This window comes from Vibrio hannami (genome assembly GCF_029589055.1).
Taxonomy (GTDB): domain Bacteria; phylum Pseudomonadota; class Gammaproteobacteria; order Enterobacterales; family Vibrionaceae; genus Vibrio; species Vibrio hannami.
In genome coordinates this window covers 709,121-727,003 of record NZ_JARQZP010000003.1, presented here as the reverse complement: position 1 = coordinate 727,003, position 17,883 = coordinate 709,121, and the positions used below count along the sequence as shown (strand labels likewise).

The window sequence follows — 17,883 nt, the reverse complement described above, 5'->3', positions numbered from 1 at the left end:
GTAAATTATGACGGTTTTACGTGCTTTTTCTACAAAGTGCTCAAAACTTAAGCTAAAAACCTGAGGACATCGTGTTTTTAGTATATGAGTAGTATAAAAATCAGAAATTCATTGTGCCAATAGTAGGGAATAACTATGCAGATTGGTGTGCCTAAAGAGATACTCGCGGGTGAAACACGAGTTGCTGCAACGCCTAAGTCGGTAGAGCAGCTAATAAAAATGGGATTCGATGTAGCTATCGAATCAGGAGCTGGTGTGTTAGCCAGCTTTGATGACGTCGCTTTTGAAAGTGCTGGTGCAAAAATCGCTTCAAACGAAGAGATTTGGCAGTCAGACCTTATTTTGAAGGTGAACGCACCATCAGACAAAGAAATCGACTCTATTAAAGAGGGAGCAAGCCTGGTTAGTTTTGTTTGGCCTGCGCAAAACCCTGAATTAATGGAGAAGCTATCTTCTAAGAATATTAACGTAATGGCGATGGATGCTGTTCCGCGTATTTCACGTGCTCAGGCACTGGATGCATTGAGCTCTATGGCAAACATTGCAGGCTACCGTGCTGTAGTTGAAGCTGCACATGAGTTTGGTCGCTTCTTTACCGGACAGATCACCGCCGCTGGTAAAGTTCCACCAGCGAAAGTTCTTGTTGCAGGTGCAGGTGTTGCTGGCCTTGCTGCAATCGGTGCCGCTGGTAGCCTTGGTGCTGTTGTTCGCGCATTTGACGTACGTCCTGAAGTAAAAGAGCAGGTACAGTCCATGGGCGCAGAGTTCCTTGAAGTTGATTTTGAGGAAGACACTGGTGCAGGTGATGGCTATGCAAAAGAGATGTCTGACGAGTTCAACAAGAAAGCGGAAGAGCTGTACGCAGCTCAGGCTAAAGACGTTGATATCATCATCACCACTGCATTAATCCCAGGGCGTCCTGCTCCTAAGCTAATTACCAAAGAGATGGTAGATAGCATGAAAGCGGGCAGTGTAATAGTGGATCTGGCTGCTGCAAACGGCGGTAACTGCGAATACACGGTAGCGGATAAAGTTATCACTACTGACAACGGTGTGAAAATCGTTGGTTACACAGATATGGTTGGCCGCTTGCCAACTCAATCTTCTCAGCTTTACGCAACAAACCTTGTAAACCTTCTTAAGCTACTTTGTAAAGAAAAAGACGGTAACATCGATATCGACTTTGAAGATGTCGTTCTTCGTGGTGTAACAGTAGTTAAAGAAGGCGAAGTAACCTGGCCTGCACCGCCAATTCAGGTTTCAGCACAACCTCAGGCGAAAGCTGAAACAGAAGCGCCAGTTGAAGTTAAGGAAGAAGAACCAGCTTCTCCAGTTAAAAAAGCAGTTGCTTTGGCAGCTGGTATTGGCGCGTTTGCATGGGTGGCAAGTGTTGCACCTTCAGCATTCCTAGCGCATTTCACGGTATTTGTACTGGCATGTATTGTTGGTTACTACGTGGTATGGAATGTCACTCACGCGCTGCATACACCTCTAATGTCTGTAACCAATGCGATTTCCGGCATTATCGTCGTGGGTGCGTTACTACAGATTGGGCAGGGCAATACTGCAGTGTCTGTGTTGGCGTTTATCGCTGTGTTAATTGCAAGCATCAATATCTTCGGCGGTTTTACCGTTACGAGACGTATGCTTGAAATGTTCCGTAAAGACTAAGGAGTAACAGATGTCTGCAGGATTAGTAACAGCCGCATACATTGTTGCTGCGGTCTTATTTATCATGAGCCTGGCTGGGCTTTCAAAGCAAGAGTCTGCACGTGCCGGTAACTACTACGGTATCGTTGGTATGGCAATCGCGTTGATCGCGACGATCTTCTCGCCAAGCGCTGAAGGTTTTGCGTGGGTCATTGTAGCAATGGTGATCGGTGGGGCGATTGGTATCCACTACGCGAAGAAAGTTGAAATGACCGAAATGCCTGAACTGGTCGCTATTCTACATAGCTTTGTAGGTTTAGCGGCAGTATTGGTTGGTTATAACAGTTACCTTGCTCCACCAGCCCCAGTTTCTATAATTCCATCGGAAGTACACGCTGAACACGTGATCCATCTGGTTGAAGTATTCCTGGGCGTATTTATCGGTGCGGTAACCTTTACCGGTTCTATCGTGGCATTTGGTAAATTGCGTGGTGTTATTTCATCGTCACCGCTGAGTATTCCACATAAACATAAGTGGAATCTTCTGGCAGTGGTTGTTTCGACACTACTGATGATCTACTTCGTCAATGTCGATGGAAGCATGTTTGCACTTATCGTAATGACACTTATCGCATTTGCTTTTGGTTATCACCTGGTTGCTTCTATCGGTGGCGCGGATATGCCAGTTGTTGTTTCGATGCTTAACTCATACTCTGGTTGGGCAGCGGCAGCGGCAGGTTTCATGCTGGCAAACGATCTTCTAATCGTTACAGGTGCGTTGGTTGGTTCGTCAGGTGCGATCCTTTCATACATCATGTGTAAGGCAATGAACCGTTCGTTTATCTCTGTTATTGCTGGTGGCTTTGGCCAGGAAGTAGTGGTAAGCAGCGATACAGAGTACGGCGAACATCGTGAAGCAAGTGCTGAAGAAGTTGCAGAAATGCTGAAGAACTCTAAGTCTGTAATCATTACTCCGGGATACGGTATGGCGGTAGCACAGGCTCAGTACCCAGTGTATGAAATCACTGAAAAACTTCGCAATATGGGTATAGAAGTACGCTTTGGTATTCACCCTGTTGCCGGAAGGTTACCGGGTCACATGAACGTTCTATTGGCTGAAGCGAAAGTACCATATGACATCGTACTGGAAATGGATGAGATCAATGATGATTTCACCGAGACTGATACGGTACTGGTAATCGGTGCGAACGATACAGTAAACCCAGCAGCACAAGACGACCCTAACAGCCCTATCGCGGGAATGCCGGTACTTGAAGTATGGAACGCTCAAAACGTTATTGTATTTAAGCGATCAATGAATACTGGTTATGCTGGTGTACAAAACCCTCTTTTCTTTAAAGAGAATACACAAATGCTATTCGGTGATGCTAAAGAGTCGTGTCTCGCGATATCTCAGCATATATAATACAAAGCGTAACACCTATAAGGCTCGCATATGCGGGCCTTTCTTTTGTTTACAATTCATCGAAAAGTCTTGATGTTAATAGCTTTTAACCTGCTTAGTAACGTAGGATTTTGCTGATTTATCAGTTATATTAAAGGACATATCAATCGCGCTGGAAATCAGATTTGAAGTCTAAACAATTACTACTATTTATAATATTTTTGCTGCCTTTTAAGGTTTTTGCAGAAACATTACCAGAGCGAATAGAATTGTTTGTCGACTTATTCGATAAGAATACGGCGAGTTCAAAGTACGATATTCGTATTCTGCAAACAGACTTTCCTACGAAGTTAATTTCACCAGAATTTATGCTTCCTCAAACGGGGAAGTATCCACTAAAAGACATACAGCAGTTATATCACCTTTCCCAAACTTGTTCTGGTAAGCTTCCGTTGAGTCCAACGGTTACTGAACCACTAGTGTTTGTTAGGGCGCTTTGTAAAGGTACACCTCTTTCAAAAAAATGGTTTGCTCGCACAGGCCTGATTCACCCGGGGGGAACGTATGCGGCACGCTATGCTAAAAGTCATCCGGATAGCTTTGATGAGCTCCAAAGTTATATGCATATTCAGGAAAGACCCAAAGCCGAAAAACAAACATTACTGGGTCGTCTCCAGCGAATGTCATACAGTGCGTTAACTGCGCTAATTGCCGGCGAGAAAATGTTTGTTGATGATGGAGAGTTATGGTTGCGCAGGGGGAACAACTATTTCTTATACGAAAGTGACATATGGCAGAAAAATGTAGAAACAGCCGAAATATCAGTGTGGCGAACGGACAAAAATAGCAACTGTTTTGTTCAGCGAGGGAACTTGTGTATAGAAGTTCAGGATCAATCTAACCTCTTATTGAGGATTATGGTCGCGTTGATCATCGCAAACGTTGCTTTAATCATCGGTTGGGCAATCTATCGCTGGGAAATAAAGCGCAGAGAACTCAAAAACAGAATGCTGGTTTTGCAAATTCTTACTCATGAGCTGCGAACTCCAATTGCGAGCCTGGCGCTGACTGTGGAGGGGTTTAGGGAGGGAATTTGAAAGGCTTCCTGAAACAGTATATGACGAATTTAGAAGATTATGTGAAGACAGTCGAAGGTTGAGACAATTAGCTGAAGCAAGTAAAGACTATTTGCAGTCAGACAAGCAACCTTTAGCTACGGAATGGATCCCTTCTATTGAAGAGTGGTTGGATTATCGCTATGAAGAAAGTGCTAATCCACCAACACTACGGATAGAAAACGATAGATCCGTAAAAGTAAACGTGTACTGGTTAGGCACGTGTTTAGACAACCTGGTTAATAATGCGGTTAAGTACGGTGTCGCTCCTGTTGAACTGGAAGTTGAAATTAAGTCGAATAGAGTTAGATTCAACGTCATAGATCAAGGGCAGCTTACGAGCAAAGATTGGAAGACACTTAAGAAGCCGTTTGTTAGCAAAGCCGGATTAGGGCTAGGATTAACTATAGTAGAATCGATGGTCGCTCGGATGGGAGGCAAAATGTCTCTTGATGGACCACCGACTACATTTACCTTGGAGATACCTTGTGAAACAGACATTGCTACTCGTTGAAGATGACAAAAATTTGGCAGATGGCTTATTAGTGAGCCTGGAGCAAGCGGGTTACGAATGCTTTCACGCAGAAACAATTGCAGAAGTTGCGCCACTGTGGGAAAAGGCAGACCTCGTGATTCTTGATCGCCAACTACCAGATGGTGACTCTGTAGAGCATATACCTGGTTGGAAAGAGATCAAGCAAGTACCTGTAATATTGCTGACGGCGCTAGTGACAATCAAAGATAAAGTTTCAGGGTTAGATGCGGGAGCAAATGACTACTTAACGAAACCATTTGCTGAAGCTGAATTGTTCGCTCGTATTCGTGCCCAATTGCGTCAGCCAGATGGTGATGAAGGTAGTGATGGAAACAAAGTCACTACAGAACACTTGGTTATTGATAAAAGTACACGTGATGTATTCTATAATGGTGACCCTGTAACTCTAACCCGGACGGAATTCGATCTTTTGCTGTTCCTTGCAAGTAACCTTGGGCGCGTATTTACTCGTGATGAACTACTGGATCATGTATGGGGTTACAATCATTTTCCTACAACACGTACAGTCGATACACATGTTCTTCAGTTGCGTCAGAAATTACCTGGTGTTGATATCGAAACCCTTCGTGGCGTTGGCTACAAGATGAAATCTTGATGCGAAATAAACTACTCACGGCATTATTATTATTCACGCCATTTTCCGCAAATACTGCGGAAAACTGGTTTGAAGGGTCGTCGCCACTTATTAAGGCTCATCAGATGTTGCTCGATGGGAATCTAGAAGAAAGTTTTTCTTCTTTAATTCAAGTCTGGCAAAACAAAAACGACGCCTATATGGAAAGCCACCTTAATCAGTTGCTGTTAAAAGCACTAGAAACGGATTGTGGTAAAAGTCTTAGTTCAACGCCATTAGCTGAGTGGTTAGATGAAGTTGTCATTCGAAGACAATCGATTCAAAGTCCGGGTAGAAGAACCGAACGAGTAATTGTTGATGTGGTTACGAAAGCAGACATAGAAAAGGTCAGCTTAGTTAAGTGGCCAAATGACGCTGTATCCGATGATAGCGAATACAAGATAATTGAAGAATCCGATGAGACAATACACAGTAACATTTTTTCATTAAATCAACGCTTAGGAAAAGGGCTATATAAAGTTATTATTCGTTCGGCAAGCAACGGGGTGTGGGAGTCCTGGATTGTAATGGGCGAAGCCGCTGCAAAGCAAGTCGTTCGATGGGAAACGAAAGACAAGTGGACGGTTGATACTTTTGGCTTATTAAATCCTTATTGTGCTTTACCCGTAATGGACATTGGACTATATGATTATGTCGATGAACAGTATAAGCAAATCTGGAAAAGATCATACGAAAGTGATTATCCGAAAACTTTACCACTAGAAAACATAAAAGCGGATCGATATGTGCTAGCTGTATCTATCACTCACAAAAGATGGCAAGGTGCGATCACCATTGAAGAGCAACAAGTCATCAGTAAAACTCACGATATATCTGAAGAGTGATGTGATATTTAGAGCTTCGGCCCTGATTGCCGATACACTGTAAAGGATGATTTAGGTGTAACCATATGAATAAACTACGTTTAGCTGTAGTTAGTGCGATTTCTTTAACTTCTTTTTCTACTTTTGCCGCTAACTATGCCGTTGATGCACGCGGCGATGCGATGGGCGGTACTGGTGTCGTTTCCGCCACTTATCTGACAGCCCCATTTTATAATCCAGCACTGGCAGCAATTTACCGCCGTAATGATGACGCCGGCATGTTGTTGCCGAGTTTCGGACTCATGTATGACGATTCCAATCAAATGGTCGATAACCTCGATACAATTTCAGATAATATTGAAGCGATAAGGGGCGGCACGGCTGATGCCGCTACATTAACCGAAGTTGATACTGCTTTAAAAAACTTGCAGGGTAGTGAAGCAAAGCTTGAGTTGGGTGGCGCTGTTGCATTTGGTATTCCCAATCCTTATATGTCGATGACCATTTTCGGCAAAGCTTATACAGAGTCTTATGTGGCGCCGGATGTGTGGTCGAGTAGTGAATCCAATGAAGCCGTTAGAATAGCCGAAACAGCAGAACTAACAGCGGTCAATGCAGTTTCAATTGGTGTAGCAGAAGCTGGTTTATCTATTGCTCGCTACTCGACTGTGTTTGGTCAGCACATGTCATTTGGTATTTCTCCTAAATTGCAAAGAATGTATACCTATGTGTATACCGCTTCAGCAGATAGTTATGAAATTGATGACATTAGGGAAAATGGTACTGGAGAAACAATTTTTAATATTGATGTCGGTGCGCTTTGGTTCTATGGTCCGCTACGAATTGGATTCACTGGAACAAATTTAATCGGTAGAGATATTGAAACTAAAGTCGTAACGACTACTCTGGAAAGTCAGAACACAAATCAGTCGCGAACGATTACTACAGACTACAAATACCAAATGAAACCACAGTATACCGTTGGTATTGGTTATGTGGATGACTACTTCGCGCTGAGTGTGGATTACGATTTGAATGAAGATGAACGTTATACTTCATTCGATGACAACACACAGTGGCTGAGGGCTGGTATTGAAATAGATATTTTCAGGCAGCTAGCTCTGCGAGCTGGATATAAGAGAAACTTAGCTTACGATGATTTAGATGACACAGTAACTGCCGGTATTGGTCTCTCGCCATTAGGGCTATTTGAGATGGATGTTGCGGTTAGCTACACAAATGAAGATGCGATGGGTGGCTACGTAAACTTCCTTGCTACCTACTAAAATCCTGCTAATATTCGGCTCCTGATAAAAGGAGCCGAATATGTTTAACGACCTTCCTAACTTAATTCACCAAGAGCAACAAGAAGCAGTAGAAAAAATCCAGAAATTAATGGCTGAAGGAGTGAGTACTGCAGAAGCCATTCAGATCGTGGCTAATCAGATTCGTAAAGAACAACAAGAAAAGTCGGAATAAAGGGATAGGGGAGCAATGCTCTCCTTTCTTTAATACCTTAATGCAATATAACTAAATGCCTTTCTAAAAATTTCACCATTCCTAGAATCCCACAAAAACTACAATTAAAAACTTCAAATCATAAGACCCAATTATTAACTAACTAAAGGGTAGTCTATTTAAATGTTAGCTAAATAACAGGTCGATAATACAAATCAAGATACAAATATAATGTGGTGTAACTTAATTACAAAGCATGAGCTGCGCTCCGGAGTTTTATGCTGCCAGAGAGGTAAAAGTGACAAAGCGTAATGTAAGCATTCACTTAGCCTGAAACTTAAGGAAGCTTGGCTTATTGATATTAACTTATGGTTAATATGACTTCAGTTAATGAAGTTTTAGTAATATGAGGATGTTTTTTCCCCTGTGATGACACTCAAAAATCTTTAGAACTGAGTCAATGGCAAGCTACAGCAATTAAATCGTTAATAAACGAATGTATTAGTAGTTTTCTCAATAATGATAAGTCTCCTTAACTTAGCTCAGCTAAACTTTAATTAAGCCGTGATTAACTCGGAGACCATGGTATGGAAGATCAAAAAAACGACAGTTTGGATACAGTTGAATTCAGTGAAGATAAATCCCGCTTTAGTAGAAGGCGGTTCATTCAGGCAGGAGCAGGCGCGTCACCACTTTTGTTTGCTCTGAAAACACCGGTTGCATGGGGAAGAGGCCAATCATTTGGGGATGGTAATTGCAGTGTGACCGTGCTTTTGTCGGCTAATGCATCAAATCCCACCTGTACGGCAGAAATCAAATCTCCAGGTTATTGGCATGCTGTTTTAGGCTCGGAGCCAGGAAGTACGCACTATGTTGTAAAACAAGCGTTGGCAAACAGTAACCCGAGCATCTATCCGACGTTGGCATTCAATACATTCTTTTTAAATGGGTTTAGCCATTCTTACAGAGGTTGGTTGTGTTCTATTTCGCCAACCAGTGATAATCCATCATTTATTGATGTGTTGCCATCTAATGGCAATGGGAATGGGAACTCGTTAGGACTCACTCTACTGATACGATGTGTAAAAGCAGGAAGTTTAGCCGACGACCTCGATATAGCGAGAATACCCAACATTCACATGATATCGGTCGCGGCGTATCTAAATAGTATGTTCGCTCCATCCATTATTCCATACCCTTATTATCCAGCTCAGGTAATTGTCGCTGTTCAGGAGTTAGTTAAAAGTAGTGTGGAAGCGTATATCGATAAGATTGAGGACGGGGTAACTATAAATGGATCTGTTCTAAATGGAATTTTTGGACCACTAAAGGATACATTTAAGTCAAACTTCGAACTTTGGTAGTTGGCCATACATAAAGTTAATAAACCACCTAGAAAAACCGATGTTTTCTAGGTGGTTATTGCCATAATGCTAATGATATGGCTAAATAGCTCTTACATACATATATACTGCGCATTATGTAACTCTATGTTAAATAGGGATTTTTTGAACGGTGTACGGTGTGCATAATGAAAAGTTTTCTTAAACTTGGAGATTATGCATGAATCGTACAGAACTCACGAAAAACCTAGTTTTCCGAAAATTCGTATGTGGTTTGAGTGTCAAAGACACAGCAAAATTATGTTTAGAATCTGAGAGCGAGATCAAAAAATGGGATGAAGGAAAAACCATCCCGCCCATATGTAAACGGCTAATGAGAATGGTGAAAGGGCGAGAATTGCATCATTCAAAAGAATGGGATGGCTTTTGGATCGAAGGTGATACCTTAAGACTCCCAAACGGAGAACGCCTAACTTCTACACAAATTTTATCAGGTAATTTAATACTCAAGTGGGATGTAGCAAAAACACCTTGTGATAAAAAAATCTTAACTACCATGCTAAGAACAGCCCGAAACATCGCCCGCCTAGATAACCGAATTATAAAAAGGTAGTTCGAATCCTTTGAGTTATGAGGGAATTTACCCCGTAATACAGAACGGGGGTTCTGCACCTTCGGTGCCCTCCCGACGAAACGAGCCCCTCCCGAAGTCGCAGAACCCACCTTATGAATGAAGTGGGTTGCTGTAGCATTGATACCCTTAGTCGTTGTAATGCTCTGCGAGGAGCTAAGCAGGACGGAATAGGAAAAACAAGTTCCTAAGTAATATTTAGGTTAAGTTGTACTACATTGCCCATTAATACGATGCTTGTAAATAAGCTTATAAGTCTTCACTATAACTTTCGTATAGGTGTTCTATACCAACAAGCATAAGCGATAATAGTTGTACCCAGTCGTTATCTTGCAGGTCTGAAGTCTCTTTTGCTTGATGAACGTTTATGTTTCGAAGTTTATACAGCTTATTAGCAACTTTTTCTGGGGATTTGCTTTCGAGATCCCCAAAAAAACTGGTTTCATCTAGCTTAGTGTTGAAGAGTTCGGATTTCATACACTCTTGTAGAAGTTTACGGAGAGATATTTCTTCCTTTCTTCGCCAATCCAAAGAATCAATACATTTGTCCGCTAACTCAATAGCCTTTCCTTCGTAGTCAATAGATTGTTTTAAACAGAGAGCAGAAGGTATAACAAATAGTCCTTCAAAGCATCGGTAGAGCTCCAAAAATGCATGTTTCCAGTGCGTTGATGTAAGCGATAAAAAGATATTTGCGATAGGTCGAAGTTCTTTTTTTGCGAAGACTTCAGCATATTGGCTCAAAGTTTGATCTAGGGGTAATGGGATTAGCTCCTCAAACTGCATGGTTATTAAATACGTAAGTGAATCGAATGAAATATCATACAATATGTGACTATTATCTATTCTACATAAGGAAAAAGTTTCAAAGTACTCAAAAACCTCAAGAAGATTATGTCCGGCATACTCCTCCTCTTCTTGTTGATAAAGTAGGTTATTCATGACGAGCGATTTTGAATTTCTACGATTGACTTTCAATCCAAACTCTTTGACACAATAAAGGCTTTCTGCCTCCATTGGAGCACTAAAATCTGCATCTTCAAAAGCACCATTGAAACTGTCGTCTCTTTCCTCCTCCCGGGGAAGGTTTACAATTAAATACCTAGTATTATCTCCATAAAACTCACCGACAAAGACCCCGGGTAAGATATTAGTCTTTTGTGATTTAGATAGTGTCTTGAAAAGATCAAGTTGTTCTTTATCGCCTGGAGGGGCTGGTTTCATTTTAGATCTAGTGTCGGTTGGTAAAGCGAAATCGTGTCCAGCGTAAGACACGATCTCATCAAACACATAATCAACATGGTCATGGATATTCGCCATATACTATCTAGCCATCCAGCAAGGTTTGAGATCTTGTAGCTTTTCATTGTATTTAAACATCGCACTGAATGCTTTGTGGAAAAAATCCCTTTCAAAGGTACCCACTTTACCAGAACGGGATGACACCTTTTCATTCAATAGTTCAAGTTGTAGAAAATCGTCCAAGAGATGGTTGTCTAGTATTTCGATTTTAGAAATTAGAACCTGCATATCATGACACCAAGTATCAAGATTGGCTTTAGCTTCTTCGAAATCTAACTCAAAACCGGGTGGGCCAAAAATGAACTCAGCAGCAGCGGCAACAAAGCCTGCACCAGCAGTGACGCTGGTAAACAGATCCTTGCCTTTTTTAAACTTGCCACCTTCGAATAATGTATCAGTTTTTGATACAGCATGATCAAGTTTTACAAACCAGCTTATGACCCTGATAAAATCATTTAGTAGTTCACCATTTGAAGTAGCTGCTATAGCGTCCATTCTTGCAAAGTCTTCTGCAACTTTTTCCTTGATATCAACTTCTGGCTTTCTAGATGTAAAACACAAAAAGTATTCTATTAGCTTACTACTTTGATGCTGACCCGGCTCAGCCCTTCGGCCACTATCATCTAATAACTTAATGTCTAGGTCATCTACAGAATCATTAAGGCTTCTGATTATAGGTTCATAGATAGTGTTTAACTGTCGCTTCATATCCCATGGTACTTGCCCTGTATTCAATACCAACATGCGATAAATAAGACTATTCAAAGAGGTTGAAATCCAAAATTCAACTCTAATGTGACGCGCTAATATTTCATCCAGTTTATTTTCATCGTTAGACTTTTTGGCTGTTTCAATCGCTTCCATAATCGCGGTAGTTCTCTGCATACCGTCAATAATTGAAAAGTTTGCTTGATATAACGCATGGTTTGTTTCGAGAGCTGAGCCTTGTTCTAGTTGTTGTGTTAGTAGCGTTATAAAGCTATCTGAGTCCCTAATTTTGTCATACCCACTTTGGCTAACTTCGGCACCAATAACTAACGGCGGCAATACAGCACCATCTTCAATATCTTTTACCATTCGAGCTCGTATCGTTTGAGCTGTTTTAGTTCGCAAAGGTGCTCTTTGGCCTTTGATGCCTCCGGTATGATGCTTATAAATGTCTTCGACTAGATCTAAATAATCCTTTACGTTTATTGTCTGGAGTATGGATAAACAATTAATTTTAGAGTCTTCAAGTTTGTGGCCGTCCATTATATGCACCTAATAACAAATGATATTTAGAAAAATGATAAAGCAAGTGTGACGATATGTCTTTGTTTTTTTACTTATGAGTATCTTAGATTTTTGAGAAATCAATTACTTTAGCTTCTTAATACTACATTTTATAAGATAGGTGTGGGGTTTAATTCTGTAACATCTGCTTCTTGTTGATCTTCTTTAATTTCACCACACGTTACCATATTCTCAGTTCCTTCCCATGTGACAAGGTAAAAACACTCAGCGAGTATTTCAAAGCCATACCCAAGCCGTTCTAGCTCGAAGTTATTAGTGGTGAATAGAAGCTTTCTATCCAGATATACATCTATCATCACTTTGTCAAAAGTGAGTTGGTTGTTTATCTTCAGCTTGTTGTTGTTTGCTTCTCGGTAGAAAGTGACTTGCCTTATTTGTCCGGCTCCGAATAGTTCGAACTGTTCAAGAACGCCGAAAGGTTGCTTTGGTGGTGTTGGGGAAGCTGTTCAGAAACGGATGTTGATATGGTTTCTCCCTGGTTTATTGTTGTTGGTTCCGGTTTGGAAACATGGCCTAAGAAGCCATTACTAAGTACAAAGTACAAGCCCCCAATAATCATCAATATAGATAGCCACACATACCACTTCTTCCATATAGGCGTAATGTCAGAGGCCATTGCTTCTTCGACAGCTTTGTTTGATGCGGTATGACTTTGGTAAAAAGGAAAGAAACCTTTTTTGTAGGTTCTGACCGACTGAGAAACGACCTCACCATTTGCACCGTTCTTAACCTTCCTGGTGTATGACTTACTAGAACCAATTGCCGTATTTTTAGCGCAATAGTAAGAGACCTCAATCATGTCTTTAATATCACGATGGATCTTTCGAAGGTTCTGAGTCATCAAGAGTATGTCTATCCCTCGATGTCTGTGCATGGAGTACCATTCCAAAATCTCAGGAGAACAAGACCGGGCAGGTAACACCATATGTGCTTCGTCTATTACGTAAAGTGGTGCTTTGCCTTGTTCGTCTCGCCATTCATCATTGTAGTCATCAATCTTTGAAAAAGGACGTTCCAACGAACCAAAGTCATCCAGCTTGCCATCGACAACGTGGATAAGTTCATCAACTTCAGCACCGAACACTTTAACGAAATGATCCAGGTTAAGGGGTAGGTTGGTTACCACTTTACGACCAGATTCTATGGCAGGGATAACGTGAAAGGCGACAGCTTCATAACTTTTGCCCCCTCCAGGTCTACCAGTAATAGCGTTAATCATATTAAGACCCCAATCGTGTAAATGGTATGAGTTGAAGCGTCAGTCTGATAAGGATGGCAGCGGTTATCATGGCTAAACATTGGGGGAGTCCAATCTGACCAAGCATCCAGCCAACCTCAGAGGGAAGGCCAGTGAGGTATTGTGATATATCCATTGGTGCAAATAAGGCAGCGATACCCGACAAGAGGAATTCTATTGCTTTCATTACTTGCTCAAGAATCCAATAAAACATGTCTTGCAGGACGGTAACCAAAGACAACAGCAGGTTGTATAAGAAGCTAAGTAGCTTATCAAAGAGATTAATTATCCATTCCATATTAACCACCAAACACTAATTGTCTGCACAGAAAGATCGTGCTGAAGATCATGCAGAAACGTACAAAAGCCCAGACATAACTAAAGTCCACATAATCATTTAAGTCGTACTGACCAAAACCAAAACCGGACATATCGAGCACGAAAGAAGGAGCATCACCGGAAAACTCGATATTACTGAACCCATCAACTATGGGTTTGAAGGTCTGGGTGGTGATGGTGTTAATACTTTTATCTAATACACCGTTAATGCCGTTTGGATACTTTGATTCATAGAAACCTTTACACGTTCCGGTATTGATACACGCACCAGAGCCAGCATTAGAAACATCGGCATTAGCGATTTTATCCAGGTTACTTTCTATTTTTGCCGCGGATTCTTGTATGCCAGCTATCGAGGTTTCCATCGAAGCCATAGAGTTTGTGGTGTTGGTATCTAGGGTGGTAATGCTGTCATTGAGTGTCGTGATTTCTGTTTGCATTTTATCGAAACCGGCATCGACTTTTGTACCGTTCTCATTAACCGAGGTGTTTAACGCCTGGATATTATTGGACAGCTCGGTTTTATCAATTTGTTGCTGTAACGCCATTGCATCAAGCGAAGTGTTCAGGTCGGTTTGCATATCCTGAATTTGGTTTGCTAAGGCTTTGATGTCAGAGTCAGACGTTAAATCTGGTGGTGTACCTCCGTCAACAGTGTCACTAGGCCACCAATCTGAAGGCCAGTTTTTGCATTCAGGATAGTAGTAAGTTGTACTTTGAGGGGAGCAGTTAGGGTGGTTGCCAATATCCGGTTGTGGCTTATCGGTTACTGGCTTGAGACAAGTATTTAAGGTTGAATCATATGTTTCGCCTTGAGCACAATCCGGCGTAGTGGTATTTCCGTCAGGCGGAGTGGTATCTCCGTCAGGCGGTGTGGTGTCTCCGTCAGGCGGTGTGGTGTCTCCATCAGGTGGCGTAATGTCTTTATCAATGGGGACACACATTTGCAGATCGGTTTGAAAAACTTCCCCAAACTGACAACGAGAGCCAGTAGATCCACCTGTATCTGTTACGCTGTCACCATTACCCCCAGTGTTATCGGTATTATCAGTATTTCCAATGTCCCCGCTACCAGTATCACCAGTTCCAGTATCCGGTATACTTGTAATTGGCGTGTCAGTGCTTCCGGTATCCGTTGTTCCACCATCGCCTGTACCTGTATCTGTGCCTGTATCATCGGGATTAGGTTGATCGGGGATGGAGGTATCAGCGGTGCAACTAAAATGATAGTTATGGGTGTTGGTAGGGCATGAATGGGTAACTTCATAAAATTCATGAGTCTCTATACACAACTTTAGGTCATTACTAAACTGCAAAAATGCTTCTGAACTATCACAGTAGTAGGTTTCACATGTGCCTTTGTCGGTTAAATACTGATTGGCCGGACAGCCTGTTGCATCTGATAACGTACCTACGTATATCAGGTCTCTGCCACTCTCATAATATTCAGATATCTCCCACTCATAGTCTAAATAAGCTTTACCATTTTTCTTTACGACATCAACGACTAACGTATCTATGTAATAGGGTGCTAAGTCGTGACCATCAGAAGCCCAGTTTTCACAAGTTCTACCGATTAAAGATTGTAAGTATCCTTCCGTTGCAACGCCGATATGAATGGACTCTATCGGACAATAACCGCGATGATCCTCAAAAGGACTGATATTAATAAACTGGGCGTGAACGTTTAACGAAGTAATGAGTAGTGTTAATAACAGGATGAATTTCATGTATCACTCCTGAAAGAGTATAAAAAGAGGGCAGTTAAGCCCTCAATAAATACTTATCTCATGTTCAGAGAAGCTATAAAGCCAGCAAGCCCCCCAAGCAGAGTAAATATAATTAGCTGAATATCATGCAGTGCGACCAACATGATCAGGCTTTATTAACAGCACGTTTAGCCAGGCTGATAGCTTTAAGGGCAACGGCTATACCAATGGCAACAACACCAATACCGATAACATTGGTAGCAATGCCAGAAAGGTCGATAGCGTTGAACAGGCTGGATGTGTCAACGGTAGCAGCGGTAGTACTTGCGTTCGCTACGCCAGTGACGAGAACAAGGGACGAGATTACAACTTTACGGATAGACTGTTTCATAAGATAGTTCCTTACTAAGTTGAGATTAAATAAGCCTTACGACTTGTAACGCTGCACGTATGGCAAACGTCATTAAATAACCCCCCACAAAAACCAGAGCAAAACCCAGGCTAAAGTAAGAGGTAATTTCTTCAGCGGTAACTTGCGTGTAATCCATCAACTCGTTGTAGTCAGCAGCAGTTAACGCTATATACCCATTACAATATTCAATCGGAGTTTGGCTATTTACGTATAGATAACCACCATAATCACCTAAGCATTTCGGCATATTTCTTACCTCCGACAATCAATAAACGGACGGTGATTAACCTTTAAGAGACTCGGCAAAAAGTTTCTTTACATCGTCATCAACAGGAATGAGTTCTACGATTTCGTTCTGTAGGGTTTCTGGGTTGAGTGCGGTCTTAACCTCGTAGTTCCTAAGAGGTGCGAAGCATCGACGCTCAATTAACTTGGCGGCGTAGGCATCATTGATAAAAATTTCTTGTCTGCCAAAAGGCAAATCAGTCGTAACACCAATAGCCTGAATAGTGATCTTGTCATTCTCTACGTTGCTAACTGGGTGCATCAATTTAACGAACGATTCGAATGCGTTGCTTTTAGCGAACTTACGTCTGGTGATATTAGCGATTAAAACGGACATTCCTTAACTCCTAACAATGCTTGTGAAAGATGTTTGTTGGTTTCAGGTAAGTCGATAGTTCGACCCCGATGTTTTGAAGGGATTAAGAGTCCAAAGACTTGCATCAAATCCCCATCATAAAAATCAACGAGTTCAGAGAGCGTTTTGCCAACTTGTTGGCGCGCCCAGGCTGTTTTGGCTTTCAATTCCAGACAGGCTTTTTTCTTGATTGTCTTGAAACGAATACCATCGGTAGGTTCGATACTTGCTGAAAAGTCACAAAGGCCAGCGAAGAACGCAGCGGGTGACATCAATGCATCGATAGAAATTTTCTTAAGTTCAACTTCGTTTCTGTACCAGATAACAGAACGGTCTTTGATGTTTTGCTCTTGGGCTTTGTCATAGATGCGCCAGTAGACTTTTGAGGTACGAGAGCCAACGGATATAGCGGTAATGTTTTCATTTCCATTGCCGTCATACTCCACAAACGGACGCATTTTTGGGTAGTTTCCCCTGGATGATGTTCTAAATGCACCGTCAAAATACGCGATAGACGCATAACCAATATCGAAATTTCCGGTGTAGTCATCAACCGCTAAATCAAGGCGGGATAGGGTAGTAACACCTAACGCGCTGGATAGCACTTTATGGATATGCAGGTAGGATTTATGGTCAAAAAGGTACTTACAACCAAGGCCAGAAAGCTGAATAAAAATAGTGTCGTTATTACCACCATAGCCAACCAAACCAAGCTCATGATTACCTGTTTTATCAAACAGACAGAACGACTCAGTATAGCCATGAAGCCCACGACCTCTTGGGGCTGAGAGCGTCATTCCAAACTCCCAGTAAATGAAGTTTTCGAACAAAACCTCAAGATGATTAACCACTTCAGCTTCATAACGTTCTACAAGTGTGTTGTAGATATCTAAAGGCATCATTGGGATTTTTTCAGGGTGTTGTGGTATGTCAAACCGATAACGTTTTCTGAAATCTGGATGCGTAGCCAGGTGCCTAAGATCGCGTATAGGGAAAGTGAACGCTAAATGATCCACAATCACAGGCTGGCGTTTTTCTGCTTCAACTTTGAAATTAGGCTTAGAGAACACCAGAAAATACCCCCATACGCACACATTCTTCATAGTTGCCGTTGGTGATTTCGATAAGTTCGAAGTCTTTCCCGAAACGGTCATCAACGTACAGCTGTAAATCAGTCATAGAGTTGAAGAAATGGTGACCCCAGATGAAATACGCATTCACACCAATATTTGGCTCGTAGTCGAAATAAATTTGATTACTTGTGAACATGACAACCACCTGACTGATTGATGCCCCAAGTGCCTTGAGTCAAGGTCAAAAGCACAAGGGGACTTATTAAATAATCCCAACAAATTC

19 protein-coding genes and 1 pseudogene are annotated in these 17,883 nt (G+C 41.8%); 9 read left to right on the top strand and 11 right to left on the bottom strand.

Going from position 1 to position 17,883, the window contains the following annotated elements; genetic code table 11:
• Positions 1 to 135 precede the first annotated feature (135 nt).
• From pntA to P7F88_RS04915, 9 genes and pseudogenes are all read left to right on the top strand, one after another.
• On the top strand, positions 136 to 1,671 hold the full coding sequence (gene pntA / locus P7F88_RS04955; protein ID WP_277822427.1) for a Re/Si-specific NAD(P)(+) transhydrogenase subunit alpha: 1,536 nt from the start codon (positions 136 to 138) through the stop codon (positions 1,669 to 1,671).
• A gap of 10 nt (positions 1,672 to 1,681) precedes the next feature.
• Positions 1,682 to 3,076: a Re/Si-specific NAD(P)(+) transhydrogenase subunit beta gene (gene pntB / locus P7F88_RS04950; protein ID WP_277822425.1), complete on the top strand. Its 1,395-nt coding sequence runs from the start codon at positions 1,682 to 1,684 to the stop codon at positions 3,074 to 3,076.
• Between the two features lie 164 nt (positions 3,077 to 3,240).
• Positions 3,241 to 4,684, top strand: a pseudogene (vxrA, locus tag P7F88_RS04945) (sensor histidine kinase VxrA).
• Positions 4,659 to 5,321 carry a response regulator transcription factor VxrB gene (vxrB, locus tag P7F88_RS04940; protein WP_277822423.1) on the top strand — a complete coding sequence of 221 codons (663 nt, stop codon included), beginning with the start codon at positions 4,659 to 4,661 and terminating at the stop codon, positions 5,319 to 5,321. Before vxrA ends, vxrB begins: the two are co-directional and overlap by 26 nt.
• Positions 5,321 to 6,184: a DUF2861 family protein gene (locus P7F88_RS04935; RefSeq protein ID WP_277822421.1), complete on the top strand. Its 864-nt coding sequence runs from the start codon at positions 5,321 to 5,323 to the stop codon at positions 6,182 to 6,184. The genes vxrB and P7F88_RS04935 overlap by 1 nt, the downstream gene beginning before the upstream one ends.
• Positions 6,185 to 6,249: 65 nt before the next feature.
• Entirely contained in the window at positions 6,250 to 7,449 is a 1,200-nt protein-coding gene (locus tag P7F88_RS04930) for a conjugal transfer protein TraF (RefSeq protein WP_277822420.1), read from the top strand.
• Positions 7,450 to 7,489: 40 nt separating this feature from the next.
• Positions 7,490 to 7,642 carry a YoaH family protein gene (locus P7F88_RS04925; protein ID WP_277822418.1) on the top strand — a complete coding sequence of 51 codons (153 nt, stop codon included), beginning with the start codon at positions 7,490 to 7,492 and terminating at the stop codon, positions 7,640 to 7,642.
• Positions 7,643 to 8,208: 566 nt separating this feature from the next.
• Entirely contained in the window at positions 8,209 to 8,985 is a 777-nt protein-coding gene (locus P7F88_RS04920) for a hypothetical protein (protein ID WP_277822416.1), read from the top strand.
• A gap of 199 nt (positions 8,986 to 9,184) precedes the next feature.
• A complete protein-coding gene (locus P7F88_RS04915) occupies positions 9,185 to 9,577 on the top strand; it encodes a DUF3653 domain-containing protein (RefSeq protein WP_277822414.1) in 393 nt (130 codons plus the stop codon).
• A 267-nt stretch (positions 9,578 to 9,844) separates the two neighbouring features.
• Here the strand turns inward: P7F88_RS04915 and P7F88_RS04910 are convergent, their stop codons facing one another.
• The 11 genes from P7F88_RS04910 to P7F88_RS04860 all read right to left on the bottom strand — a co-directional run bounded on the left by P7F88_RS04910 (position 9,845) and on the right by P7F88_RS04860 (position 17,796).
• Positions 9,845 to 10,915, bottom strand: a complete 1,071-nt coding sequence (locus P7F88_RS04910; RefSeq protein ID WP_277822412.1) for a hypothetical protein — start codon at positions 10,913 to 10,915, stop codon at positions 9,845 to 9,847.
• A 3-nt stretch (positions 10,916 to 10,918) separates the two neighbouring features.
• On the bottom strand, positions 10,919 to 12,148 hold the full coding sequence (locus P7F88_RS04905; protein ID WP_277822410.1) for a hypothetical protein: 1,230 nt from the start codon (positions 12,146 to 12,148) through the stop codon (positions 10,919 to 10,921).
• Between the two features lie 131 nt (positions 12,149 to 12,279).
• Positions 12,280 to 12,486, bottom strand: a complete 207-nt coding sequence (locus tag P7F88_RS04900; RefSeq protein WP_277822408.1) for a hypothetical protein — start codon at positions 12,484 to 12,486, stop codon at positions 12,280 to 12,282.
• A 74-nt stretch (positions 12,487 to 12,560) separates the two neighbouring features.
• Entirely contained in the window at positions 12,561 to 13,409 is an 849-nt protein-coding gene (locus P7F88_RS04895; RefSeq protein ID WP_277822406.1) for a zonular occludens toxin domain-containing protein, read from the bottom strand.
• A 1-nt stretch (position 13,410) separates the two neighbouring features.
• The gene (locus P7F88_RS04890) at positions 13,411 to 13,725 is read right to left on the bottom strand and encodes a DUF2523 family protein (RefSeq protein ID WP_277822404.1); all 315 of its coding nucleotides are present in this window, start codon (positions 13,723 to 13,725) and stop codon (positions 13,411 to 13,413) included.
• Position 13,726: 1 nt separating this feature from the next.
• A complete protein-coding gene (locus P7F88_RS04885; RefSeq protein WP_277822402.1) occupies positions 13,727 to 15,496 on the bottom strand; it encodes a hypothetical protein in 1,770 nt (589 codons plus the stop codon).
• Positions 15,497 to 15,641: 145 nt separating this feature from the next.
• Positions 15,642 to 15,866: a phage coat protein gene (locus P7F88_RS04880; protein WP_277822400.1), complete on the bottom strand. Its 225-nt coding sequence runs from the start codon at positions 15,864 to 15,866 to the stop codon at positions 15,642 to 15,644.
• A 25-nt stretch (positions 15,867 to 15,891) separates the two neighbouring features.
• Positions 15,892 to 16,134 (bottom strand): single-stranded DNA-binding protein, encoded by a 243-nt coding sequence (locus P7F88_RS04875; RefSeq protein WP_277822399.1) that lies wholly within the window; start codon positions 16,132 to 16,134, stop codon positions 15,892 to 15,894.
• Between the two features lie 36 nt (positions 16,135 to 16,170).
• On the bottom strand, positions 16,171 to 16,509 hold the full coding sequence (locus tag P7F88_RS04870; RefSeq protein WP_277822397.1) for a DUF1293 family protein: 339 nt from the start codon (positions 16,507 to 16,509) through the stop codon (positions 16,171 to 16,173).
• On the bottom strand, positions 16,497 to 17,597 hold the full coding sequence (locus P7F88_RS04865) for a replication initiation factor domain-containing protein (RefSeq protein ID WP_277822395.1): 1,101 nt from the start codon (positions 17,595 to 17,597) through the stop codon (positions 16,497 to 16,499). The genes P7F88_RS04870 and P7F88_RS04865 overlap by 13 nt, the downstream gene beginning before the upstream one ends.
• Positions 17,587 to 17,796: a hypothetical protein gene (locus P7F88_RS04860; protein WP_277822393.1), complete on the bottom strand. Its 210-nt coding sequence runs from the start codon at positions 17,794 to 17,796 to the stop codon at positions 17,587 to 17,589. Before P7F88_RS04860 ends, P7F88_RS04865 begins: the two co-directional genes overlap by 11 nt.
• Positions 17,797 to 17,883 lie beyond the last annotated feature (87 nt).

Coding starts and splice junctions, on each gene's coding strand:
- pntA (WP_277822427.1), top strand. CDS start 136: ATGCAGATTGGTGTGCCTAAAGAGATACTCGCGGGTGAAACACGAGTT.
- pntB (WP_277822425.1), top strand. CDS start 1,682: ATGTCTGCAGGATTAGTAACAGCCGCATACATTGTTGCTGCGGTCTTA.
- P7F88_RS04935 (WP_277822421.1), top strand. CDS start 5,321: ATGCGAAATAAACTACTCACGGCATTATTATTATTCACGCCATTTTCC.
- P7F88_RS04930 (WP_277822420.1), top strand. CDS start 6,250: ATGAATAAACTACGTTTAGCTGTAGTTAGTGCGATTTCTTTAACTTCT.
- P7F88_RS04925 (WP_277822418.1), top strand. CDS start 7,490: ATGTTTAACGACCTTCCTAACTTAATTCACCAAGAGCAACAAGAAGCA.
- P7F88_RS04920 (WP_277822416.1), top strand. CDS start 8,209: ATGGAAGATCAAAAAAACGACAGTTTGGATACAGTTGAATTCAGTGAA.
- P7F88_RS04915 (WP_277822414.1), top strand. CDS start 9,185: ATGAATCGTACAGAACTCACGAAAAACCTAGTTTTCCGAAAATTCGTA.
- P7F88_RS04910 (WP_277822412.1), bottom strand. CDS start 10,915: ATGGCGAATATCCATGACCATGTTGATTATGTGTTTGATGAGATCGTG.
- P7F88_RS04905 (WP_277822410.1), bottom strand. CDS start 12,148: ATGGACGGCCACAAACTTGAAGACTCTAAAATTAATTGTTTATCCATA.
- P7F88_RS04900 (WP_277822408.1), bottom strand. CDS start 12,486: ATGATAGATGTATATCTGGATAGAAAGCTTCTATTCACCACTAATAAC.
- P7F88_RS04895 (WP_277822406.1), bottom strand. CDS start 13,409: ATGATTAACGCTATTACTGGTAGACCTGGAGGGGGCAAAAGTTATGAA.
- P7F88_RS04890 (WP_277822404.1), bottom strand. CDS start 13,725: ATGGAATGGATAATTAATCTCTTTGATAAGCTACTTAGCTTCTTATAC.
- P7F88_RS04885 (WP_277822402.1), bottom strand. CDS start 15,496: ATGAAATTCATCCTGTTATTAACACTACTCATTACTTCGTTAAACGTT.
- P7F88_RS04880 (WP_277822400.1), bottom strand. CDS start 15,866: ATGAAACAGTCTATCCGTAAAGTTGTAATCTCGTCCCTTGTTCTCGTC.
- P7F88_RS04875 (WP_277822399.1), bottom strand. CDS start 16,134: ATGCCGAAATGCTTAGGTGATTATGGTGGTTATCTATACGTAAATAGC.
- P7F88_RS04870 (WP_277822397.1), bottom strand. CDS start 16,509: ATGTCCGTTTTAATCGCTAATATCACCAGACGTAAGTTCGCTAAAAGC.
- P7F88_RS04860 (WP_277822393.1), bottom strand. CDS start 17,796: ATGTTCACAAGTAATCAAATTTATTTCGACTACGAGCCAAATATTGGT.